The sequence below is a fragment of the Sorangium sp. So ce362 genome (assembly GCF_051519845.1).
Lineage (GTDB): Bacteria > Myxococcota_A > Polyangia > Polyangiales > Polyangiaceae > Sorangium.
Genome location: NZ_CP150332.1, coordinates 305,644 through 328,322 on the forward strand (window position 1 = coordinate 305,644; position 22,679 = coordinate 328,322).

At 71.8% G+C, this 22,679-nt stretch carries 20 protein-coding genes and 1 pseudogene; 14 read left to right on the forward strand and 7 right to left on the reverse strand.

Going from position 1 to position 22,679, the window contains the following annotated elements:
• Positions 1-342 precede the first annotated feature (342 nt).
• The 3 genes and pseudogenes from WMF17_RS01220 to WMF17_RS01230 form a co-directional block, all read left to right on the forward strand.
• Positions 343-1,887 (forward strand): hypothetical protein, encoded by a 1,545-nt coding sequence (locus tag WMF17_RS01220; protein WP_437600129.1) that lies wholly within the window; start codon positions 343-345, stop codon positions 1,885-1,887.
• A gap of 55 nt (positions 1,888-1,942) precedes the next feature.
• Positions 1,943-2,263: a hypothetical protein gene (locus WMF17_RS01225; protein WP_437600130.1), complete on the forward strand. Its 321-nt coding sequence runs from the start codon at positions 1,943-1,945 to the stop codon at positions 2,261-2,263.
• Positions 2,264-2,373: 110 nt separating this feature from the next.
• Positions 2,374-2,541: pseudogene (locus WMF17_RS01230) on the forward strand (hypothetical protein); the annotation flags it as partial.
• Positions 2,542-2,722: 181 nt separating this feature from the next.
• Here WMF17_RS01230 and WMF17_RS01235 read toward each other — a convergent pair.
• Entirely contained in the window at positions 2,723-3,148 is a 426-nt protein-coding gene (locus tag WMF17_RS01235) for an organic hydroperoxide resistance protein (protein WP_437577746.1), read from the reverse strand.
• 472 nt (positions 3,149-3,620) lie between these two features.
• On the opposite strand from WMF17_RS01235, the gene WMF17_RS01240 reads away from it, so the two are divergent.
• A complete protein-coding gene (locus tag WMF17_RS01240; RefSeq protein ID WP_437600132.1) occupies positions 3,621-4,301 on the forward strand; it encodes a DJ-1/PfpI family protein in 681 nt (226 codons plus the stop codon).
• A 57-nt stretch (positions 4,302-4,358) separates the two neighbouring features.
• Here the strand turns inward: WMF17_RS01240 and WMF17_RS01245 are convergent, their stop codons facing one another.
• Complete coding sequence (locus WMF17_RS01245) at positions 4,359-5,114, reverse strand: glutathione S-transferase (protein WP_437600133.1); 756 nt, start codon at positions 5,112-5,114, stop codon at positions 4,359-4,361.
• 270 nt (positions 5,115-5,384) lie between these two features.
• On the opposite strand from WMF17_RS01245, the gene WMF17_RS01250 reads away from it, so the two are divergent.
• The 3 genes from WMF17_RS01250 (at position 5,385) to WMF17_RS01260 (ending at position 8,448) form a co-directional block, all read left to right on the forward strand.
• On the forward strand, positions 5,385-6,002 hold the full coding sequence (locus WMF17_RS01250; protein WP_437647571.1) for a TetR/AcrR family transcriptional regulator: 618 nt from the start codon (positions 5,385-5,387) through the stop codon (positions 6,000-6,002).
• Positions 5,999-7,270 (forward strand): cytochrome P450 family protein, encoded by a 1,272-nt coding sequence (locus tag WMF17_RS01255; protein ID WP_437647573.1) that lies wholly within the window; start codon positions 5,999-6,001, stop codon positions 7,268-7,270. Before WMF17_RS01250 ends, WMF17_RS01255 begins: the two co-directional genes overlap by 4 nt.
• A 263-nt stretch (positions 7,271-7,533) precedes the next feature.
• Positions 7,534-8,448, forward strand: coding sequence for an MBL fold metallo-hydrolase (locus tag WMF17_RS01260; protein ID WP_437647575.1), 915 nt, complete (start codon positions 7,534-7,536; stop codon positions 8,446-8,448).
• Between the two features lie 99 nt (positions 8,449-8,547).
• Here the strand turns inward: WMF17_RS01260 and WMF17_RS01265 are convergent, their stop codons facing one another.
• A complete protein-coding gene (locus tag WMF17_RS01265) occupies positions 8,548-10,971 on the reverse strand; it encodes a PAS domain-containing protein (RefSeq protein ID WP_437647577.1) in 2,424 nt (807 codons plus the stop codon).
• Positions 10,972-11,541: 570 nt separating this feature from the next.
• On the opposite strand from WMF17_RS01265, the gene WMF17_RS01270 reads away from it, so the two are divergent.
• Positions 11,542-12,666, forward strand: coding sequence for a Gfo/Idh/MocA family protein (locus WMF17_RS01270; RefSeq protein ID WP_437600138.1), 1,125 nt, complete (start codon positions 11,542-11,544; stop codon positions 12,664-12,666).
• Positions 12,667-12,781: 115 nt separating this feature from the next.
• On the opposite strand, the gene WMF17_RS01275 is transcribed toward WMF17_RS01270, so the two are convergent.
• Positions 12,782-14,182, reverse strand: coding sequence for a sigma-70 family RNA polymerase sigma factor (locus tag WMF17_RS01275; RefSeq protein ID WP_437600139.1), 1,401 nt, complete (start codon positions 14,180-14,182; stop codon positions 12,782-12,784).
• Positions 14,183-14,633: 451 nt separating this feature from the next.
• Between WMF17_RS01275 and WMF17_RS01280 the strand changes: the two genes are divergently transcribed.
• The 5 genes from WMF17_RS01280 to WMF17_RS01300 all read left to right on the forward strand — a co-directional run bounded on the left by WMF17_RS01280 (position 14,634) and on the right by WMF17_RS01300 (position 19,268).
• Entirely contained in the window at positions 14,634-15,281 is a 648-nt protein-coding gene (locus WMF17_RS01280) for an RNA polymerase sigma factor (protein ID WP_437600140.1), read from the forward strand.
• A complete protein-coding gene (locus WMF17_RS01285) occupies positions 15,257-16,858 on the forward strand; it encodes a FecR domain-containing protein (RefSeq protein WP_437647579.1) in 1,602 nt (533 codons plus the stop codon). Before WMF17_RS01280 ends, WMF17_RS01285 begins: the two co-directional genes overlap by 25 nt.
• Positions 16,855-17,919, forward strand: a complete 1,065-nt coding sequence (locus WMF17_RS01290) for a hypothetical protein (RefSeq protein ID WP_437647580.1) — start codon at positions 16,855-16,857, stop codon at positions 17,917-17,919. Before WMF17_RS01285 ends, WMF17_RS01290 begins: the two co-directional genes overlap by 4 nt.
• A gap of 177 nt (positions 17,920-18,096) precedes the next feature.
• On the forward strand, positions 18,097-18,702 hold the full coding sequence (locus tag WMF17_RS01295; protein WP_437647582.1) for a hypothetical protein: 606 nt from the start codon (positions 18,097-18,099) through the stop codon (positions 18,700-18,702).
• A gap of 206 nt (positions 18,703-18,908) precedes the next feature.
• The gene (locus WMF17_RS01300) at positions 18,909-19,268 is read left to right on the forward strand and encodes an arsenate reductase family protein (protein ID WP_437647584.1); all 360 of its coding nucleotides are present in this window, start codon (positions 18,909-18,911) and stop codon (positions 19,266-19,268) included.
• 138 nt (positions 19,269-19,406) lie between these two features.
• Here WMF17_RS01300 and WMF17_RS01305 read toward each other — a convergent pair whose 3' ends face one another.
• Both WMF17_RS01305 and WMF17_RS01310 read right to left on the reverse strand, forming a co-directional pair.
• A complete protein-coding gene (locus tag WMF17_RS01305) occupies positions 19,407-19,625 on the reverse strand; it encodes a helix-turn-helix domain-containing protein (protein ID WP_437647586.1) in 219 nt (72 codons plus the stop codon).
• 755 nt (positions 19,626-20,380) lie between these two features.
• On the reverse strand, positions 20,381-21,052 hold the full coding sequence (locus tag WMF17_RS01310) for a hypothetical protein (protein WP_437600146.1): 672 nt from the start codon (positions 21,050-21,052) through the stop codon (positions 20,381-20,383).
• A gap of 161 nt (positions 21,053-21,213) precedes the next feature.
• On the opposite strand from WMF17_RS01310, the gene WMF17_RS01315 reads away from it, so the two are divergent.
• Positions 21,214-21,633, forward strand: coding sequence for a hypothetical protein (locus WMF17_RS01315; protein ID WP_437600147.1), 420 nt, complete (start codon positions 21,214-21,216; stop codon positions 21,631-21,633).
• A 70-nt stretch (positions 21,634-21,703) separates the two neighbouring features.
• Here the strand turns inward: WMF17_RS01315 and WMF17_RS01320 are convergent, their stop codons facing one another.
• On the reverse strand, positions 21,704-22,147 hold the full coding sequence (locus WMF17_RS01320; RefSeq protein WP_437647588.1) for a hypothetical protein: 444 nt from the start codon (positions 22,145-22,147) through the stop codon (positions 21,704-21,706).
• Positions 22,148-22,679: the final 532 nt, after the last annotated feature.

The window sequence follows — 22,679 nt, forward strand, 5'->3', positions numbered from 1 at the left end:
ACGTTGCTGTGTCTGGTCCGGTAAGCTATGTAGTCGCCGCCTGAGAACGCCTGCAGCGCGATCCCCGGAGGGGGGTCGTATCGAGGCGGAGCGGCCCGAGCGCGCTCGTCGCACGGAGCGCGCAAGGGCCGGGCCTCGGGCCTCCGGCGTGCCTCCGAGGCCGCGCGGATGGCCGGGATCGGCCATCTCGCCCCCGGCGTGGCGCCAGGTCGGTTTCCACTGTGTTTCCCCGGCGCCGCCGCTGAACGGCGCGCCGCATCCATGAACGCCTTGGTTCGGAATCGGTGTCGAACAACCGTAACAGGAAGAGAGAGCGTCATGCCAAGTCCGAGATTGAGTTCCTTGTTCCTCGCTCCCATCGTCTCTGTTTCTCTCCTCGCCTCGTGCGCCCCCTCCGCGCCGGAGGGCGAGGCAGAGGCCCTCGGCGCCGCGTCGAGCGCGCTCACGGCCCAGCAGCGGCTCGCGGCTTGCGACCAGGATCCTCGCGTGATCGCCGGGCTCGTCACGAGGGAGATCTGCGCGGGCGCCGACATCTTCTTTCACGAGACCTTCGAGGGCAATGGCCGCTCTTGCGGGACGTGCCATCCTGTCGGAAACAACTTCACGATTGACATCCCCTTCATCGATGCTCTGATCGAGGATAACCCTCTCGACCCGCTGTTCGTCTTCGAGCAGGACCCGGAGCTGACCGAGCTCGAGACGCCCGAGCTGAAGACGCTCGGCTTGATCCGCGAGAACATCGACGGCTTCGACGATCTCGACAACAAGTTCTCGATGCGCGCGGTCCCGCACACGCTCTCGCTGGCGACGAGCATCACGCCGGATCCGGTGGACGGGACGGCGAACCCGCCGGTCCATCGCACGGGCTGGTCGGGCGACGGCGCCCCGGGCACCGGCTCGATGCGCGAGTTCCTCACCGGGGCGATCACGCAGCACTACCCTACGGATCTCGGCCGCGAGCCGGGGGTGGCCTTCCGGCTCCCGACGGAGCAGGAGCTCGATCTGACGCTCGCCTTCCAGATGAGCCTGGGCCGGACGAACGAGCTCGACATCACGCAGGTGAACCTCGCCGATCCCGAGGCGAACGAGGGGCGGCAGGCGTTCCTCGACCCGGCGCGGGGCCGCTGCAACGTGTGCCACGCGAACGCGGGCGCCAACCACCTGGACACGGGGCGTAACCGCAACCTGGACACGGGCACCCGGAAGGCCCCGGCGACGGCCACCATCGGCGTGTTCGACGGCGGCTTCGGCGGCGCCGGGCTGTCCTCGCCCAACATCGATGTCCTGGACATCGGCTTTCTCAACGGGTTCGGCGACGGCACGTTCAGCACCCCGCCCCTCATCGAGGCTGTGGACACGCCGCCGTTCTTCCACACGAACGCCTTCGGGAACGACATCGAGGGCGCGGTGGCGTTCTATGTGTCGCAGTTCTTCAAGGATTCGCCGGCCGGCCTGGAGCTCGAGGCGCGGTTCGGGAGCCCCGTCCAGTTCCCCGACTCCGACATCATCAAGATAGGGCGCTTCCTTCGTGTCCTGAACGCCGCGTTCAACCTCGACCTCGCAAGGCAGCGCCTGAACGCCGCCCAGGTGCTCGTCCAGCAGTTCCACGACACGCGGGCCGACGTCCAGCGGCGCCTGATGGAGCTGGCCGAGGCCGAGATCGACGACGCGCTGCAGGTCCTCGCCGTCGGTGGTACGCCGCTGCACCCCGTCTCCACGGATCGCCTCCAGCTGGCGAAGACCGAGATCGCCGCGGGACTCTCGGCGACGACCTGGTCGCAGCGCCAGGGTCGGATCTCGAACGCGATCTCGCGCGTCCAGAACGCGCGCGATCAGTTCGGAGCGAACATCCACTTCCAGCTCGGCAAGGGCAACCTGATGTACTAGCGAAGCGCCATGAGCCCTGTCAGGGCGCTGGCCCAGCGGTCCGGACGGCTCGTTCGTGGACGGCGTGCTGCTCCAGAGCGTCATCATGGTCCTGTCGCTCGGCGTGTACGTCGCGTACATGCTCCACGCGCACGCCCTCCTGACGCTTGTGTGCCTCGCGCCGACGCCGCTGCTCTGGATCGCGAGCACGCTCTTCGCCCGGTGGGCGCGGCCCGCCTACCTGCAGAACCGGGGGCTCGTGGACCGCATGGTCCTGAGCTTCACCGAGGGGCTGCAGGGGATCCAGGTCAGATCGCGAGCATGGCGACCCTCGTCAACACCGCGCAGCAGAGCTTCACGACCCGACCTCCGGGCGCATCCTGCTCGACGGCATTGACCTGCGGCGGCACGACCTCGACCTGATCCGCCGGCGCAGCCCGTCGCGCCGCGCCGGCGCGGGCGCAGCTCGGGCTGGTGCTACAGAGCAATTTCCTGTTCAGCGGCACGGTGCTCGACAACGTGCGTCTGGGCAACCCGGCGGCGACCGACGCCGAGATCCGCGAGGCGGCGCGGAGCCTGGACGCGCTCGACGTGCTCGACGCGCTGCCGGACGGCCTCCACACCGAGGTGGGCGAGCGGGGGACGGGGCTGTCGCTGGGGCAGCGGCAGATCGTGTGCTTTCTGCGGGCGATGGTCGCCCATCCGCGCATCGTGCTGCTCGACGAGGCGACGAGCTCGGTGGACGCGCTGACCAAGGGCGCTTCACCGGGAGCTGGCAAACGAGGCGCCGGCCCCCTGAGAGGGAATTGGTTGGGAGGGGGCGATGTCTATCGCTCGGGGGAGAGGGGGATCGCGATCAGGCGACCTCTAGACGGACGGGGACGTTGTTGCGGGTGGCGTTCGAGTAAGGGCAAACCTGGTGCGCCTTCTCGACAAGCTGCTCGGCCTGCGACCGCTCCAGACCGGGCAGCGCGATCCGCAGGCCGATGTCGAGGCCAAATCCGCCCTCGGAGCGGGGGCCGATGCCGACGGTCGCGGTCACGGTGGCGTCGGCGGGTATCCGCGCCTTCTCCTGCGCGGCCACGAACTTCAAGGCACCCAGGAAGCAGGCCGCGTAACCCGCCGCGAACAGCTGCTCCGGGTTGTTCCCCTCACCACCCGCGCCGCCAAGCTCCTTCGGCGTCGAGAGCTTCACGTCGAGGGCACCGTCCGCGGTCTTGGCGTGGCCATCGCGGCCGCCCTGAGCAGTGGCTTGGGTCGTGTACTTCACGTCGACAGGCATCGAAGCGCTCCTTTTCGTGACGACAGGCCCGGGTACGGAGGGTTCGTCCCCGCTGGGCAGGGCCGGCCGGGCAGCCGTTCGGATACGCTCCCCATAGTGCTCAAGCCCACCGTGCGCAACGTCGGAAGGGACACCGCGCTCGCGCTCGGCATTCTCCGCCGCGAGCAGCCGGTTCTTCTCCTCGAGCTCCTCGGCGTGGACCGCCCGGCGCTGGAGCGCCTCCCTGAGCTCGGTCTACAGCCGCTTGAACCCCCCGAGGGGGCGCGGACATGCGACATCGCGCCGCAGGACAGCGTGTCGCATGGTCGCGCCGCATGGCAGCGCGTACACAGGCATCATGAGACGCCGACAGATCTTGGATCTCGCTGCCGCGAGCGCCGCGCTCGCCACATTGCAAATGCTCGGCGGGTGCGCGCAGGACGACGGCGCTCCCGGGCCGTCGCCCGCAATCCCTGAAGGAGAGAGCTCCCCCATGCAGCACATCGCCATGCTGGTTTATCCGGGCTTCACCGCGCTTGACCTCATCGGTCCTCAGACCGCGTTCAGCATGATTGACGATACGCAGATACACCTCGTGTGGAAGACGCTCGACCCCGTGACGACGGATTCGGGCATCACCCTCCTTCCCACGGCGACCTTCGGGACGTGTCCCGAGGAGCTCGAGATCCTCTTCGTCCCGGGCGGCGTCGACGGCACGATCGCCGTGATGGAGGACGGCGAGGTCCTCGATTTTCTCGCGGCGCGGGCGGAGCAGGCGAGCTACGTGACGAGCGTCTGCACGGGGTCGCTCGTGCTCGGCGCTGCGGGGCTGCTCCGCGGTTACCGTGCGACCACGCACTGGGCATTCCGCGAGGTCTTGCCCCTCCTCTTGGCCGAGCGCGTCGACGCGCGCTACGTCGAGGACCGCAACCGCATCACGGGAGGCGGCGTGACGTCAGGCATCGATTTCGGCCTCCGGATCGCCGCCAAGATGCGGGGCGAGGAGGCCGCGCAGGCGGCGCAGCTCATCATGGAGTACGCTCCCGACCCGCCGTTCCAGGCGGGCACGCCCGAGTCCGCGCCCGCGGCCGTGGTCGAGCGGGTGGCCGACCTCTCTGCGCCGGCGGTCGCCCAGGCCAGACAGGCAGCGGAGCACGCCACGGCACGCTGGTAAAGGCACGACGCGCCGTCTCCGAGGGCCGCTGAACCCGCGCTCGCCGGACAGGGACGGTCAGCCCGTCCGGAACGCGCTGTAGAGCTGGTCGCGCCACGCGATCAGATCATCGTAGCGATCGCGCAGCTCGGGGTCGGAGAAGCACCGCCGGCTGGCGGCGCCGAGCCTCAGCGCGGCGGGCGGCGCCACGTTCACGAGCAGCTGGCTCATCGTGATGTCGGCGAACGTGATGCCGCCCAGCAGCGTCCTCGGCGCGTCTCCGGACGGCGCGCCCCGCGCGAGCATCGCGCGGAGCTCGCCCAGCGCCTCGACCTGCGTTTGCAGGTGCGCCTCGCCGCCGGCCTCGTGGCCGCCGTACTTGCGGAGGGTGCGCCGGACCCCGAGCCCTCCGAGCCGCGAGGCGAGGGGGCCGAGCGCGCGGCGGATCGGCCCCGGCGCCATCTCGGCGAGCGCCTCGTCGTCGGCCAGCATGCGCGACAGCGCGCGGGCGCGCCCGGCGGCGAGGGCGCGCTCCGACAGATCGATGAGCCGCGCGATGGTGGCCTCGTGCTCGACAGGGAACAGGGTCGGACCGGCGCCGCGCCCGTCGGCCCAGCGCGCGATGTCGGCCGAGTCCGCGAGCACGCGCCCGTCGTCGGTGGTGAGCACCGGCACGGAGACAGGGCCCGTGAGCCGGCGGAGCTTCGCCCGGAGCGCCGGCTCGCCGATGAGCGGCTGGTAGTGACGGAAGGTGTACGGGACGCGCCGGACGTCGAGCGCCCAGCGCGCCTTCTCGGTCCACGCAGAGAACACGAGGCCAAGTAGCTCGGTCATGGGGCCGGCAGCCTACCACACGCCGCGCGCGCCTCCTGCCGATCGCCGGCGGGCAGAGGACGCGGCTCCTCGCCGGCGGGCCTCGGCCTCACCACGAGCGATCTCACGCGCCGGCCTTCCGGTCGGCCGGCGCTCTCTCCAACATTCGCCCAACATTCGCCCAGCGTGCCGCGCCTCAACGCCTCAGGAGAACCTGCGCCTACCAGCCCAGTCCGATGCGCAGGGAGCGATCGCCTTGCATACAGACCGACCGGTCGGTATAGCTTCCCGATGCCGGCGCGGACTTACTCCAGCGCGCGAGAGCGCATCCTCGACGCGGCCGAGCGGCTCCTCGCCTCGCGCGGGGTGAACCAGCTGACCATCGAGGCGGTGATCACCGAGGCGCGGATCAGCAAAGGCGGATTCTTTCACCACTTCGCGACGAAAGACGCGCTCCTGACAGCGGTGCTCGATCGGCTGAGCGCGCGGGTGAGCGATGACTCCGCGAAGCGCGCGGCTCGGGACCCGGAGCCCCGGGGCGCCCGGCTGAGGGCACAGATCGCGCTCGCCTTCGACGCGGACAAGCGCGAGACCGCCGCGCCTCGCGCCTTGCTCCTGGCGCTCATCGAGGCGGTGAGCGCCCAGCCTGCGGTGGCGCGCCACGCCGGCGAGCTGAACGCCGAGGCCTTCGCGCGCGACGCGGCCGAGGACATCCCGGAGGGGCGGGCCATCGCGATCCAGTTTGCTCTCGACGGTTTCTGGTTCTCCCAGGCGCTCGGCACGGCCGCGCTCACCGAGGGCCAGCTGCGGGCGCTGCGCGACGCGCTCCTCGCGCTGGCGCAGCCGGAGGCGGGCGCGGGGCGCCGGCCCAGGCGGCCACGAGCTTCAAAGAAAGGCGGTTCAGCATGATGTCCATTCCCGATATCTCCGGTGCTCAGCACAAGGCGAACCCCCATCCGCTCTATGCGCGGCTGCGCTCCGAGGCGCCGGTCGTGCGCCTCGTGCTCGGAGACGGGAAGCCCGCGTGGCTCGTGACGCGCTACTCCGACGTGGCTGTCGCGCTCAAGGACCCGCGCCTCGGCAAGGATCCGCTCCGCGCGCTCAGCGCGGAGGAGCGGGCCGGGCAGGTGCCGTGGATGCCCGGGTTTCTCCGGCCGATGTCGAAGAACATGCTCGATCAGGACCCTCCGGATCACACCCGCTTGCGCGCCCTGGTGCACCAGGTCTTCACGCCGCGGCGGGTCGAGGAGCTGCGCGGGCGCGTCGCGGCGATCACCGAGCGCCTCGTGGCGCGGGCCCGGGCGCGCGGGGCGCTCGATCTCCTGGAGGAGCTCGCGCTGCCGCTGCCGCTGGCGGTGATCTGCGAGCTGCTCGGCGTTCCCGAGGCGGACTGGCCGCGCTTCCGGGCCTGGACGAACCGCCTGACCGGGATCGTCACGAAGGTGGACATGGTCCGCGCGATGCCGTCTCTCTACATGTTCGTGCGCTACCTGCGCGCGCTGGTGGAGCGGCGCCGCCGCACGGGCGGGGAGGATCTCATCGCGGCGCTCGTGCGCGCCGAGGAGGCGGGCAGTCGGCTGAGCGAGGACGAGCTGCTCGCGATGATCATGCTCCTGGTCGTGGCGGGGCACGAGACGACGGTGAACCTGATCGCCAGCGGGACGCTCGCCCTGCTCGACGATCCGGAGGCGCTCGAGCGCATGCGGCGCGAGCCTGGGCTGATCAAGCCGGCGATCGAGGAGCTCCTGCGCTTCACGAGCCCGGTCGACCTCGCGACCGAGCGGTACACGACGGAGGACGTCGCGTTCGGCGAGCACGTGGTCCCGCGGGGACAGCGGCTCATCGCGGTGCTCGGCTCGGCGAACCACGACGAGCAGGTCTTCGCGAGCCCCGGCCGGCTGACGCTCGACCGGGACCCCAACCGCCACCTCGCCTTCGGCAACGGCGTGCACTACTGCCTTGGCGCGCCGCTGGCGCGGCTCGAGGCGCAGCTCGCGTTCCCCGCGATCGTCCGGGATCTCCCCGGTTTGCGGCTCGCCGTGCCGCGTTCGTCCCTGACATGGAAGCCGTCGCTCCCCCTGCGCGGGCTCACCCGGCTGCCGGTGCGGTGCGCGGCGGCGCCGGTCTACTCCGTCCCCCGGGCGGCCCGGCCGCCGGAGGCGGGTACCCAGCTGTAGAGCACGCCCTTCGCCCGCTTCTGTCCGCGGACGGGCCTCGGCCGTCCCGTCGTTCACGCAGCCTGGAGCCCGGCAATCGGCATGCTCCATGCACTCACCGTGCCTCATGCGCCCCGGGGAGCCCACGCTCTGGTCTCGTGATCTGCGGCGAGCAAGCCGCGATGAGCAGGTCGAGCGCACGACGCGCGGTGCGCCCGTCTCGGCCGGAGCCGACCGCGCGGCCGTCCCCGGGGCAGGGTAGCCGCGAAAGGAGGGAGGTGTCCGTGCGAATCCATCATCTCAACTGCATCTCGACCTGTCCGATCGGCGGCGCGCTGATGGATGGCCAGACGCTGGGGCTCCGCGGGCGGCTGACGTGCCACTGCTTGCTCCTCGAGACGGAGAGCGGCCTGGTCCTCGTGGACAGCGGGCTTGGGCTGCTGGACGTCTCGATGGCGAGGAAGCGGCTCAGCCGGTTTTTTCTCTTCCTCGTGCGACCGGAGTTTCGCGCCGAGATGACGGTGTACCGGCAGATCCAGCGCCTCGGTCTCCGGCCCGAGGACGTCCGTCACATCGTGCTCACCCACCTCGATTTCGACCATGCCGGCGGCCTCGACGACTTTCCCGGCGCCGAGGTGCACCTGCTCGCCGACGAGCGTGACGCCGCGGTCGCCCGGCGGACGCTCCTCGACAGGATGCGTTACCGGCCGGCCCAGTGGTCGACGCAGCCGAGCTGGATCGCCTATCCCTCGCACGGTGGCGAGCGCTGGTTTGGCTTCGAGGGGGCGCGGCCGGTGGGCGGTTTGAAGGACGAGGTGCTCTTCGTCCCGCTCATCGGTCACACGCTGGGTCACGCCGGCGTGGCTGTCCGGAGCGATGACGGCTGGCTGCTCCTCGCCGGCGACGCCTACTTCTATCACCGCGAGATGGACGCGGTTCGACCGACCTGCACGCCCGGCCTGCGTTTCTATCAGTTCATGATGGAGAAGGACCGCGGCGCGCGGCTCCAGAACCAGCGCCGGCTGCGCGCGCTGTGCCAGGACAGCGGCCACGAGGTGACCCTCGTGTGCTCCCACGACGTCGTGGAGTTCGAGCGCCTCGCCGGGCGGAGCCATGCTGTGCCGGCGGGCGCCCAGGGGATGGACGTGTCCGAGCCACCCGTGTGGACCCCCGCCTCGTCCCGAGCACAGAGAATCTGAGCTACAGAGGCGCAGAGCAAATAAGACCTCTGCGCTCTCGGCAGCTCATGCTCCAGGGCAGCTCTCGACGAGCCCCTCTCCTGATCACGGCGCACCCCGTCACGGCGCCGCCCCCACCGGCAGCGTGAAATGGAACGTCGTGTACCCTCCCCTGGGGCTCTCGACCCAGATCCTGCCGCGGTGCGCCTCGACAAGCCCCTTCGCGATGTACAGCCCGATCCCGAGGCCGGCCGCGCGCTCCTCCCTCGCTCTTCCCCGGAAGAACCGCTCGAACAGCAGCGGAAGATCCTCGGCCGGGATCCCGCGGCCGCTGTTCCGGATGGAGATCTGCACCTCGTCGCCGCGCCGCTCCAGCGAAGCCTGGATCGGCGCCTCCGGATCACCGTATTTCACGGCGTTGGAGACGAGGTTGCTGAGCACCTGCTCGACGCGCTCGGCGTCCGCGCGCACGACCGGGATCTCTCCCCTGATCTCGACCTCGACAGCGCGCCCCTCGGCCTCGCTCGCCATCCGCTCCACGACCGCGAGGAGCAGCGCCGGCAGATCGATGGGAGCGCTCTCGATCGCGAGCCGCCGCGACTCGAACTGGGAGATATCCGTCAGATCGGACACCATCCGCCCGAGCCGCTTGGCGCTCGCCAGGATATGCCCCGCCTTCGTCTTCACCGCGGCCGCCACCTGGGGAGCCCGCTCGATCTGGGCCGCATAGCCGATGATCGTCGTCACGGGCTGCTTCAGATCGTGCGCCACCACCGACGTCCACTCTTCCTTGAGCCGCTCGAGGTCCTTGAGCCGCGTGATGTCGTCGAACACGACGACCGCGCCGAGCAGCTGCCCATTTCCGTCGACGATGGGCCCGGCGCTCACGAGCACCGCCAGCATGCTGCCGTCGGCGCGCCGGAGCGCGAGCTCCCTCGAGCTCGTGACCTCGCCGCGCAGCGCGCCCGCCGAGGGCCGCTCGTCGTCCGGGAGCGGCTGCCCGTCGAGGGAGCGCAGGCTCCACGCGCCCGGCAGCCCCGGCGGTGCGTCGGTCCCGGCGAGCTCCTGGGCGCGGCGATTCCAGGCGAGCGGCGCGCCGGCCGGGTCGAGGAGGAGGATGCCGACCGGCGAGCGCTCGATGACCGCGTCGAGCCAGCTCCGCTCGGCCGCCACCTGCCTGAGGAGCCGCTCGCGCTCCTCGGCGGCGAGCTTCTCCGTCGTGACGTCGCGCGAGATGCCGATCCCGGCGACCGGGGCCCCGTGCTCGTCGCGCTGGATCGTGATGTGGGTCGCGACCCAGCGGATCCGGCCGCTTCTGTCGATGATCCGGAACGTGAGCCGCCCGCCGGCCGCGGCCATCTGCGCGACGAACTCGTGATAGCGCCCGCTGTCCTCGGGATGGACGAGCGAGAGGAACAGCTGAGGATTCTCGTACCAGGCCTCGGGCGGATAGCCGGTGTGATCGAGGACGGCGGGGTTGATGTACTCGTAGCCTCCTTCCGGGCCGAACCGGATGCGGAAGATGACGTCGCTCGCGTGCTCCGCGATCACCCGCAGGCGCTCCTCGCTGAGCCGCAGGGCCCGCTCGGCGCGCCGCTGCTCGGTGACGTCGAGGGCCGTGCCGATCAACCGGAGCGGGGCTCCGTCCTCGGCGCGGATCACGTCCGCCTCGGTGTGGAGGAGGCGCTCTTCGCCGCTCGGGCGGAGGATCCGGTAGTCCATGCAATACGGCCTCTCCCCCTGGAGCGCGAGGTCGACGGCGCGCATCAGGCCCTCGCGGTCCTCCGGGTGGATGCAGGCGAGGAACCGGTCGTACGTGAGCGCGCCGGCGTCGCGGGACAGCCCCAGCATCGAATAGCACTCGTCGGACCAGAACAGCTCGTCGGTCGGAATGTGCCAGTCCCAGTTGCCGAGCCTGGCTATCTTCTGCGCCCGCGCGAGGCTCTCCTCGCTCAGCCGGAGCGCCGCCTCCGTCTTCCTGGCATCCGCGATCGCCTCGTTGAGCTGCTCGCTCGCGCGCTCCAGCGCGCGTTTCTCCCGCTCGAGCTCCTCGATCCGCGCGCGCAGCCCGCGGGGCTCGGCGGCGGCGAGCGCCATCCCGAAGAGGCTCGACAGGGCGGCTGCGATCTCGACGATCTCGGCCGGCGGCAGGGAGGGCTGCGCCGCGGCACAGAGCACCACCGCGCGCAGGTCGCCGGCGAAGGCGATCGGGATCGCGATCGCGTGATCGCAGCCGCAGAGGGCGCGCAGGTGGGCAGCGTCCAGGAGCGCCGCTGCGGTCTCGCCCTCGGGCGCGACCTGCACGACCCTCGTGCGCGCGGCCTCGGCCGCGAGGCTCCGGTCGTCGAGCGGCAGGCGCTGGAGCGCGTCCAGCGAGCCCTCGCCGCCGCCCTCGGAGGCGACGAGCCTGAGCGCTGCCGGCTCCTCTGCGATCTCGTAGAGACAGGCGATGTCGGCGTGCAGGAGGCGCGACGTCGCCGCGACGATCGCCCGCGGCGTGCCGTCCTCGCCGGCGCGGAGCAGGGCCAGCGACGCGTCGGCCACGATGCGGGCCAGCGCGCCGCTCGACGTGGGTGGGTCCTCGCAACGTCCCTCTCCGGACGGTCCACCCCGCTCGGCTCCTAGTCCGTCGTCGCTGTTCACTCCGCCCCTCGCGCCTTCTACCAGGATCCCGGCGGGCGCGAGGCGAGACTATCACGAGCGTTCGTGCGGCACCTCGGTTCGCTCAGCGATCCTTTGCCGGGCCCCGCGGCGTGGGCGCGGGCCGCCGGCGGCGCCGCGCCCACGCCGCGGGGAGCTCCGTGGGAGCCTTGGATGTCATCCGGCTGCGCGACATTCATGCGCAGGCGACAACTCCTGCCTTACAGTGGGAGCGTTGCGTGCTTGGAGCTGTTGAGCTCGCCATTGCAGGGAAGACAGCGATGGCCGGATGGCGTCGAAGAGGTCCTGCGTCGCGTGGCTGAAGCTCCTGGCCTGGACGGCGGACGCGGGATCACCGGTGAGGTTGACCTCTCGCTGCCTGGGGGCGCCGTCGACGCCAGCCCCGCCGGTTGACGCTCGCGGTCCTCTCTCCATGCTCCCCGTGAGCGCGGGTTGCCCGCGCAGGGAGGGACCATGTCCAGGACAGCGTCGGACGAGACGAGGAAGATCCGCTACGCCGTCGTCGGGGCGGGCAACATCGCGCAGGTCGCCGTGCTGCCGGCGTTCAAGAACGCCGCCGAGAACTCGGAGCTCGTCGCGCTCGTCTCGGGTGATCCCGAGAAGCTCGCCGCGCTGGGCGAGCGCTACGGCGTCACCGAGCGCGGCGGGTACGACGAGCTCGAGGACATCCTGAAGCGCGCGCGCGCCGACGCGGTGTACATCGCCCTGCCCAACGCGATGCACCGCGCGTACACCGAGCGCGCCGCGGCGGCCGGCGTCCACGTGCTCTGCGAGAAGCCCATGGCCATGACCGAGGAGGACTGCGAGGCGATGATCCGCGCCACGAAGGACCGCGGCGTGAAGCTGATGATCGCCTACCGTCTCCATTTCGAGGAGGCGAACCTGCAGGCCATCGAGATCGCGCGCTCGGGCAAGCTCGGTGAGGTGCGCGCGTTCACCTCCCTGTTCACGCAGGTGGTGCGCCCCGGCGACATCCGCACGCGGAGCGACGAGGGCGGCGGTGCGCTGTTTGACCTCGGCGTTTACTGCGTCAACGCCGCGCGGTACCTCTTTCGTGAGGAGCCGACCGAGGTGCTCGCGACGAGCCTGCGGCTCGACGAGAAGCGCGCCAAGGACGTCGACGAGACCACCGCGGCCATTCTGCGCTTCCCGAGCGGCGCGGTCGCGCAATTCATCGTCAGCCAGGGGCTCGCGAGCGTGTCGTCGTTCCGCCTCGCGGGCACCGAGGGCGACCTCCGCGTGGAGCCGGCCTTCGATTACACGGCCGACATCAAGCATTACCTGACGGTGGGCGGGAAGACGGAGGAGAAGACGTTCAAGAAGCGGGACCAGTTCGCTCCCGAGCTCGTCTATTTCTCGCGCTGCCTCCTCGAGGGCAAGGAGCCTGAGCCGTCGGGCCTCGAAGGGCTCGCCGACGTGCGGGTGATGTTCGCGATCCAGAGCTCCGCCGCGAGCGGGAGGGTCGAGGCGATCCCGCCGCTCCATCCGGAGCAAAGGCCCGACATGCGCCAGAACATCAAGAAGCCCCCGGTCGACGCGCCGGAGCCGGTGAAGGCCCCGTCGCCGTCGGAGCAGTGAGGCGGCGACCCGACCCGATCCCAGGCCGCAAGCTCCGGGGAGGCCCTGCTGGGTCGCTCCAGCGGGCCCCTGGCCGAGCGCCGACGCGGCTCCCGCGCGCGCGCTCCTCGCGCCGTCACCCTTCGAGGTAGGAGCCGAGCTCTCGTTGCCGCGAGCGCATCCGGAGCTTCTCGAGCAGCTTCGCCTCGATCTGGCGGATGCGCTCCCGCGTCAGCGAGAACGACTGCCCGATCTCCTCGAGCGTCTCGTCCTCGTTGCCGTCGAGGCCGAAGCGGCGCCGCAGGAGCTCGCGCTCGCGCGGCTGCAGCGAGTCGAGCAGCTCGCGCGTCTGCTCGATCAGGCGGCGCCGGGCCAGCATCTCGGCGGGCGTGGGGTCCTCGTTGGCCAGCAGATCGCCGAACCGGGTGTCGCCCTCCTCGCCGACGGGGGCGTCGAGGCTGAGCGGCTCGAGGGCGAGCTCGCCGATCACGCGCACCTTCTCCACGGAGAGGCCGCTGCGCTCCGCGACCTCCTCGACGGAGGGCTCGCGCCCGCGCTCCTGCACCAGGTCTCGCCGGGCGCGCACCACCTGGCTCCGGATCGCGGTGAGGTGGACCGGCATGCGGACGGGCTTCCCCTGGTTGAGGATCGTCCGCTTGATGGCCTGCTTGATCCACCACGCGGCGTAGGTGCCGAAGCGGTGGCCGCGGCGGTACTCGAACTTGTCGGCGGCGCGGATCAGGCCGAGGTTCCCTTCCTGCACGAGGTCGAGCAGCGGGACGCCGAAGCGCTGGTGCTCCCGCGCGATGGCGACCGCGAGCCGGAGGTTCGCCTGGACGAGCTCCGACTTCGCCTGGGCGACCGCGCGACGCCCCCGGGCGATCGCCGCGATGGTGGCCGCGATCGGCGCGCGCTCCGCCCCGTCGGCCTCGGCCGCCGCGGTGCGCAGGCTTTTCTCGATGCGCTCCTCGAAGGCCGGATCGAGCCGCAGCTCGGCGAGGCCCGCGGCGAGGCCGGCCAGGGCGATCTCGACGTCCTCCTCATCCTGCCGGGCGACGCGCTCTGCGTCCCGCTGCCGGTCGACGAGCGCCCGGGCGACGCCGAGCAGCCCCACGAGCCGCGTCGTGCACGCGTCCGCCTCGGGATCGTTCGCGTCGGTCTCGCACAAGAGGTCCCGGACGCTGAGCGCTCCGTTCTCGACGTCCTCCGCCGTGAAGGCGAGCTCGCGCAGGGCGACGGGCGAGCGGACCCATGCCTCGAAGCACGCGAGCGCGCCCGCCTCGATGCGGCGGCCGAGCGCGACCTCGCCCTCGCGCGTGAGCGGCTGGCTGCCGGCGAGCGACCGGAAGTACAGCTCCGTCGCCCCGAGCGTGGCTTGCGTGCCAGCGGTCTTCGCGCGGCGCGCCGGAGCGCGCTCACCCCCGCGCCCGGCCGCGGCTCCGCGCCCGGCCGTGGACCCGCGCCCGGCCGCGGAATCGATGGAAACGGGAGGACTCGATTCGGACTCGCTCGCCGGTAGCGAGGAACGGAACCTCATTCAATGCGCTCCAGTGTTGCCGCTGCTTCGTGCCTGACCTCGAAGGGTGTGAAGGGGCACGATCATCGAGGCGCCTCGTTATCCTAACCGCCAAGGACGTAAATAGGAAAACGAATCGCTCGCTGATTTGGCGCATTTGCACGGCGTTTTTCGGGGTCGTCCGCCGGCCGGAGCGGAGCGTCTCTCCGCCGGCGCAGGCGGCCGCGCGGTCGCGTCGCCGGACGAGCGGGCACGGCCCGCTGGAGCCGTCGGTGTTTCACCCCGATGCGGTCTTGTCGTCGCTTGCCGTTGGAGCCTGTCGTCGGACGTGGTGAGGACGGCGCCGGACGGACAGGGCGGCGCTGGAGTAGCCGCCCGGGCGCGGCATCGGGCGCCTGGCCCCTGGGCCGCGATCGTGCGCCCTCTTGAGCCGTGCGCCGCGCCTCCGGGGACTTCAGGGCAGGAGCCTCGCTTGACCCGCCCCCTGAAGCTCGTCCGACCGCTGCCGCCGTCTCCCAGGTACGCCTTCGCGGGGGACGACGCGGCGCTCGTGGACGGGTTCCGGCGGGGCGATTTGCGGGCGCGCTCCGCCCTGTACCACCGGTACGCCGAGCACGTCCACCGGGTGCTCTACCGGCTGATTGGCTTCCACCGCGACCTCGCGGACCTGCACCACGACGTCTTCGTGCGCGCGCTCGGCTCGCTGCCGACACTGGAGGACCCGAGCGCGCTCAAGGGCTGGCTCACGATGATCGCGGTGCACGTGGCGCGCTCGTGGATCACCCGCAAGAAGCGGCGCAGCTGGCTCTGGTTCCTGCCGAGCGAGGAGCTGCCCGAGGTCGAGTCCGGCGCGGCGTCGGGCGAGGTGCTGGACGCCCTGCGGGCGACCTACGCGGTCCTCGACGCGCTCCCGGTGGAGGAGCGGATCGCCTTCGCGCTCCGGTTCATCGACGGCATGGAGCTCACCGAGGTGGCCGCGGCGTGCGAGACCTCGCTGGCGACGATCAAGCGGCGGCTCGCCCGCGCGTGCGCCCGCTTCGGGGCCGAGGCGCGCAAGCAACCCGTGCTCGAGGCGTGGCTCGATGGAGGTACCCGGTGGGGCAATCCGAGCGATCGCTGACCGCCCTCGGGCGGCACGTGGCCGAGCTGCAGGACCGGGCGGCGGCGGCGCGGCTCGACCTGGAGCGCGGGCGCGCGCGGTTGCTCGAGGCGGAGCTGCCCGATCGCCGGTCGGAGGACCGCGCCGGCGGGAACCCCGGTGCGCCGCGGCTCGTGAGGACCTCCGGCGAGGGGCGCGCGAGCGGGGCCATCGCCCGGGCGCCTGCGCGGCCGCTCGCGACCCGGCTCGCCGCGTCGCTGGCGGCGGCGCTGCTCCTCGTCGCGATCGCGGTGGTGCTCGTGAAGCGCTCGCGCGGTCCGATGGGCTTCGAGCTCGGGACGACCGAGGCGGGGGTGGTCGGGGCGTGGATCGCGGCGCCCCCCGAGGCGGAGCTCCCGATCCGGTTCTCGGACGGCTCGCTGCTCCGCCTCGCGCCGGGCGGGCGCGCCCGCGTCGTCGCGGTGGACGCGGAGGGCGCAGAGGTCGCCCTGGAGCGGGGCGCGCTCGACCTGTCGGTCGTCCACCGGGAGCGCTCGCGCTGGACGGTGCGGGTGGGTCCGTTTCAGGTGCACGTGATCGGGACGCGTTTCGAGACCCGGTGGGACCCGGTGACCGAACAGTTCGAGGTGGCCTTGCGCGAGGGGGCGATCACCGTCTCCGGACCGGTCGTGGGAGATTCGCGCACCGTCCGTGCCGGCGAGCGGCTCGTGATTTCGCCCGCGACGAATACGCTCGAGGTGGGGCCGATCGATGCGACGTTGACCGACGCAACCCCGGTCGGCGGCGCAACCCCGGTCGGCGGCGCAACCCCGGTCGGCGGTGCAACCTCGGTCGGCGGCGCAACCCCGGTCGGCGGCGCAACCCCGGTCGGCGGCGCAACCTCGGTCGGCGGCGCAACCCCGGTCGGCGGCGTGGACCCGGTCGGCGGCGCAACCCCGGTCGGCGGCGCAACCCCGGTCGGCGGCGCAACCCCGGTCGGCGGCGTGGACCCGCCGAGCGCTCATGCGGGCGCCGAGGGCTCGTCCGCCCCCACGGTGGCCACTCCGCCGCTGGCGCCCCTGGAGACGCCCCGCTGGCGAGCCCTCGCCCTCGACGCCAGGTACAAGGAAGCCCTCGCCGCGGCGGAGCGCGAAGGCTTCGACGCCATCTGCGAGGCCGGGACCGCCGGCGACCTGCACGCCCTCGGCGACACGGCCCGCCTCGGCGGCAGCTCGGCGCGCGCCGTCCAGGCCTTCACCGCCCTCCGCAGGCGATTCCCCGGCTCGCCCGAGGCGGCATCCGCAGCGTTCCTCCTCGGGCGGATCGCCCAGGACCAGCTGAAGGACGATGCCGGCGCTGCGGGCTGGTTCACCCGGTATCTGAGCGAGCACCCGGCCGGCGCGTTCGCCGCCGATGCTGCGGGACGCCTCGTCGAGACAGAGGACAAGCGGGGCGACAAGGCGGGCGCTCGCCGCGCGGCGGAGCGCTATCTCGCCGCGTATCCGAGCGGCTCGCACGCGGAGTATGCCAGGCGCCTGCTCGCGCGCAGCGCGACGCCGGCTGCTCCCGGCGGCTCGACCGGCAATCCGGGAGCCGCCCCCGATCCCCCGGCGCCGTGACACGCCGCTCCCCGGTGCCCCTCCTCCTCGCCCTCGCCACCCTCGCGGCGGGGGCCGCGCTCGCGGCGGGCGCGCACGCCGACGAGGCCCGCGAGGAGGCCCCCTCGACCATCGCCGTCCTCTGCCCGCCGGGCGATCGCTTCGGCCTGCGGATCGTCGCCGAGCTCGAGTCGCTCGGCTTCCGCGCGGAGATCCTCGACCCCGCGGCCGAGCCGGCGACGCGCGCGTCCCTCGAGGCCTCGGCGCGCCGGGCGGGCGCGATCGCCGCGATCCGCGCCGTCCGCTCCGGGCCCGGCGTCGAGGTGTGGATCGCCGACCGGGTCACCGGCAAGACCGTCCTCCGCGAGATGGCGGGCGGCGCGGACGACGACGGCGGCGCGCCCGACCGCGACGCCGCGCTCGCGCTCCGCGTCGTCGAGCTCCTGCGCGCCAGCCTCCTCGAGGCCTCCCTGCCGGCGCCGCCGCCCGGAGAGCTGCCCGCAACGCCGGAAATCCGCGAGAAGCTGCGCGTCCCGGCGCCCGCCGCGCTCGCTGGCGAGCCGGCGCCGGCGCTCCGGTTCTCGCTCGCTCCCGGCGCGCTGCTGAGCCCGGGCGGCCTCGGCGTATCGGCCAGCGCCGACCTCGGCCTCGCCTGGATGCCGAGCGAGCACGTCGGCGTCTTCGCGCTCGCGGCGATCCCGCTGAGCAGCGCGCGGCTCGAGCGATCGCACCTGAGCCTCGACCTCTCGGCCCTGTTCGCCGGCGGGGGGGTGCGCTTTGCCACCCGCGAGGGCCGGATGGCTCCCTCGGTGGATCTCGGCCTGGCTGTCGTCTCGCTCTGGAGCTCGGGGAGGGTCGTCAGCTCGGGCTTCCTCGGTGGCGAGTCCACCGCCGTGACCGTCGCCCCCTTCGCGCGCCTCGGCGTCGCCTTCGCGGTGACACCCGCGTTCCGCCTCCGCGCCGACCTCCTCGCCAGCGTGATCGCTCGAGGGGTCTCGATCCAGATCGCCGAGCACGACATCGTGACCTGGGGACAACCGATCCTGCTCACGTCGGCCGGCGTCGACTTCGGGTGGTTCTGATGAGCCGTCTCCGCGCCGCCGAGGGACTCCACATCAGGAACCTGATCCGGAGGTCAGCGAATGAAGCGACGAACGATTGTCCTCGGAGCCGTGGCCATGTTGAGCCCCACGCGTCCGAGAGACTTCAACTGAAGAGCCTGTCATGGAGATTGAAGAACCTGTCACGGAGGTACACCAATGAAGCGCTTCCTCATGGCTCTCGGAATGCTGGCGATCGTGAGCACCGGGTGCGACGAGATCGTGTTCGTGCCGGAGGTGGACTGGACGGACCCGTCCGATCCGGGCCCCACCCCGCCTGACGATCCCCCGCCTCCTGAAGAGGGCGACCCTCCGGTGCCGGGCGCCGTCGCGGTGCGGGCCGGCGACGTGCCTCCCGATCTCGGTTTCGGGATGTGGGAAGACCCCGAGACGACGCTCCTCATCTTCGACAGCGATGCCCAGGAGTGCATCCCCACCGTGATCAAGGCGACGTGCGACAACGCACCCATCTGGCAGCTCATCCTCTACATACCATCCGAGATTGACATGGACACGCCGGGGCTCATCGATCTGACGGATCCGCGGATCGCCTTCCGCGAGACGGTATCCGAGAACCACTCCGGGTGCTCCTTCGGGGGCGGGGGAGGTGCCTTCACCGGCTACCGGGGCACGCTCGAGATCGTCAGCAGCGACGAGACCTCTCTCTTCGTGAAGCTGCGCGGCGCCGGCATGAGAAACCAGGTGAACGGCGATTACACGGTCGAGCGCTGCGGCGCAGCGGCCGCGCTGGCGCCTGACGAGTGATCTTCCACGAAGCCCGCGCCCGCTCGCTCCGGCGGCCGGGCCTGCCCCCGGTCCGGTCCGCCGAGCCCGCCCTCGCGCGCGGCGCGCGATCTGCCGGCGCTCCCCGCCTCGCCGCCGCCTGGTAGGCTGCCGCGTCCGCGCCTATGCTTCACGCCCGCGCTGCCTGCGGGGCGCGCAGGGAGCCAGGCGATCCAGGAGCGACGCGGATGATCCAGATCTTCGGCACGGCCAAGTGCAAGGCGACGCGGGCGGCGCAGCGGTTCTTCGCCGACCGGAGCATCAAGGTGCAGCTCGTCGAGCTGCGCGAGAAGGGCCTCTCCAAGGGGGAGCTCGCGAGCGTGGCGCGCGCGGTGGGCGGCATGCGCGCGCTCTACGACGCGGAGGGCGCGCGGGTGAAGGAGCGCGGCCTCCAGCACCTCGGCCCGAGCGAGGCGCGGCTCGCCGAGCTCCTCGTGGACGATCCGCTCCTGCTCCGCACGCCCATCGTGCGCGACGGCGCGCGCGCGTGCGTGGGCCTGGCCGAGGCCACATGGAAGGCCTTCGCGGAGGCAGCGAAGGCCGGCTGAGGCGCCCAGGGGACGGTCGCGGAGGGGCATCGAGAGGCGCGTCGCCACGCTGCTTGCGCGGCGGGCTTTCCCCCGCCTCGCCGCGGACGGACGTCGTGTCCGGGGTACCGGTACGGGGGCGCGCGCCACCGCTCGTCCTCACCCCGCCGGCGCGCGCCCGTACTCCTTGAGCTTGCGGTACAGCGTCGACACGCCGATCCCGAGCTCCGCCGCAGTCCGCGTCTGGTTGCCGCCGTGGCGCGTCAGCGCCGCGAGGATGTGCTCCTTCTCGACGTCGCCGAGCGTCCGCGCGCGCTCGCGGCGCGGAGGCGGATCATCCCCTGCAGCGTGTGGATGCGCCCGCCCGCGTTGCGCCACGCCTCGTCGCTCTCCAGCGCGAGCTCGGGTCCCGTCGTCTCCAGGACGGCGCCACGTGCCCGAGCGGGGCACGCCGAGGGGGCCGCGCGTCAGAGGGGCTTGACCGCCGGTGGCGCGCCGCATCGGAGATCACAGCGACCTCCTCGAACGGTAGCGTGAGTAGCAACCCGGGCAGCGCCACTCCATCATCCTTAGCCCGTTCGCGTCGACGGTCCGTGTCAGCCGCCAGCCATAGCGAGAGCTGATGAGCGTGTAGTTCGTCTCCGTCTTTGGCGCAGGTGTACCGCAATCCACGCACTGCTGTGCTACACGCTGCTCGCTGTCCGGTGACTCTCTCATCGTGAGACCCGACCCGGAAGGCGGCGCGCTCTTGGGGCCGTCGATCGTGCGACCCGACCCGGAAGGAGGCGCGCTCGTGGGGCCGTCGATGGCGCGACCTGACCCGGAAGGAGGCGTGCTCTTGGGGCCGTCGAGCGTTCCCGGGTAGAATGAATCGCGTCTCGTCGCCGACATCTGCTCCTCAGGGGGTGCGCCGAATCTCCGCTGAGCGTGTCGCCTCGCCCGTCCGCAGGGTGCCCGGGGTCCAGCAGTCCCAAGTGTACCGAAGCGCGTCTCGGGTGCCAAGTTGATCTCCCACGGGACGGCCGGGATCGAGGCCATCTGCAGCTCGGCGGGGGCCTGTAGGCCGGCGCGGCTGCGACGTCCTCGCCATCCTCGCCGTCCTCCGCCATCCTCGCCCGGGCGCGCGGCCGCCGTCAGCGCTCGTGGCGCTTTTCCTTTTCCTCGACGTGGTGCCGTCGACGCTCCGCGCGAGGCTTCTTCGTCGGCTTGGCCGGGGTCGCCGGCCTGGCCGTCGCCCCCGCCTTGACCGTCGCGTTCGCCTTGACCGTCGCCCGCGCCCTGACCTTGGCCGCCGGTCGGGCCGCGGGCGCCGGTCGGGCCGCGGGCGCCGGCCGGGCCGCGGGCGCGCGGTGTACGTGGCCGTGCTGCACGTGGTCGCGGTGTACGTGGCTGTGCTGCACGGGGTCGCGCTTCACGTGGTGATGGTGGTGATGGGCTCGGCGCCGGTCGAAGTCGACGCGGTAGTGGACAAGCGCGCGCGGCTCGTTGCGGTAGTAGACCCAGCCGTGGCGCGATGGATAGTACCAGCGGCCGTCCACGTAGTAGACGTAGGTCCCGCGGTAGTACACGCGCGGGTAGGTCTCGATCTGGACCGGCGCCGCCGCGATGTGAACGACCGGCTCCTCGTACACTGCGAACTCCTGGTACGTGACGGTCGCAGGCGCGGCGGCCCTGGTGTGGACTTCCGCCGCGCACCCGGTCGCGCCGAGGAGCGCGAGCGCGACGAGCGCGGCCAGCACGGCGAGCCTGCTGCGCTGCGGGGCATGGGCGGTGGGTCTGGGGAAAGAGGTATCGAGGGCTGTCACGTTCATCTCCATGGGGTTCACAGGAGCAACTGCGGTGCCATCCGGCGGCCCGGGGGCCGGCGCCCGCCGCCTGGCAGCGCGCCTGCTCCTGGTATAGCGCTTGCTGGCCCTTCGCGCATCGGCGCGACAGCGCCAGACTTGGATAAAGGAAGACGACCCCCATGGAACTCTCGAAGGTGCTCTCCGGTCTCACTGGCTGCGTCCTCGCCACCGCCTCGCTCACGGGGTGCATCATCGTCGATCATGACGACCACGACCCCTTCACGAGCGGCTCGCTCACCGTCGCGCTGACCATCGGCGGCAGCAACGACCCGTGGGAGTGCTTCGAGCACGACGTGAGCGGGCTCGCGGTCAGCGTCGAGGACGAGGATGGCTACGTCGTCGATGTCGTCGGGGACTGCGATGATTTCGGCTTCACCATCGACGACCTCTACGAGGGGTACTATGACGTCGATGTCTGGCTCGTGGATTTCGAGGGATACGCGATGAGCGATATCGTGCGCGTCGAGGGCGTCGACGTGCTCGATGGCCTCGACACGCTCGTGAGGGTCGACTTCCCGACGAGGTGGATCGATCGCTGACGAGGCTCAGAACGGCTCCGTCGACGGGCGCACGTCGCTCTCGACCTCGCGGCCGGCGAACGCCGGCAGGTTACCCGCCTCGGGGCTCGACGAGGTCGTCCCCCGGCGGAGCGCTCCACGAACGCACGAAGAAGGGCCACGCGTCGTGGAGATACAGGCCGAAGGGGACCCACCAGACGAGATCGTTCGTCAGGCAGAGCACGGCGGACCGGGGCGGCCACTGCCCGCTCACGACCAGGGCCGCGAGGCCGATGGGCCCGAGGACCTTGCCGAGCAGGCCGACGGCCGCGAGGAGAAAGCCGCGTTCCGGGGCCCGCGCGACCTCCGCATAGAGGATGGCGTACACCCCGACCACCATCCCGAGGCAGGCGAAGATGGCGGGGTGGTTGAGGGGCGGCATGCCGGCGAAGCGAAACAGCCATTGCGGGTCGAGCGCCGCGTAGAGCCCCCAGCAGGCGTTGTAGAGGGCGGCGAGCGAGAAGACGGCGCGGTGCAGTCGGCGGCGGGCGATCATGCGGCCTTCGGGCGGCAGGCGTGAGGGGCGCACGGAGGCATCACGGGCATGCCGGCGAGGATACCAGCTCGGGCGACCGTGAGCGCGACGATCAGAGCCGTTCCAGACGAGGACGGCGATCGCGTTCTTCGGACGTGGTCCGGATCGAGGAGACCGCCGAGACACCAGGAGAGATCATGAACCTCTTCGCTTGGCGTCCCTGGCGTCCTGGCGGTTCATCTCCTTCGGGTCCGCCCACCGCTCCGGAGATCGCGGGCGCGATGGGGCCGATGCGGCGCGCGGGCGGTGAGAAGGCGCTGCTGAGAGGGTCTTCTGCGGCTCGCCTTGCTACTGGTCCGGCTGACTCTCTTGCTGCTGCGCGTAGGCCTGGTGGCCTTGCTGCTGGACGCGCTGCTGCTGCCCGAGCTGGGCGCCCTGCTGCTGGCCGCGCTGCTGAACGCCTTGCTGCCCGTACTGGGCGCCCTGCTGCTGGCCGCGCTGCTGAACGCCTTGCTGCCCGTACTGGGCGCCCTGCTGCTGGCCGCGCTGCTGA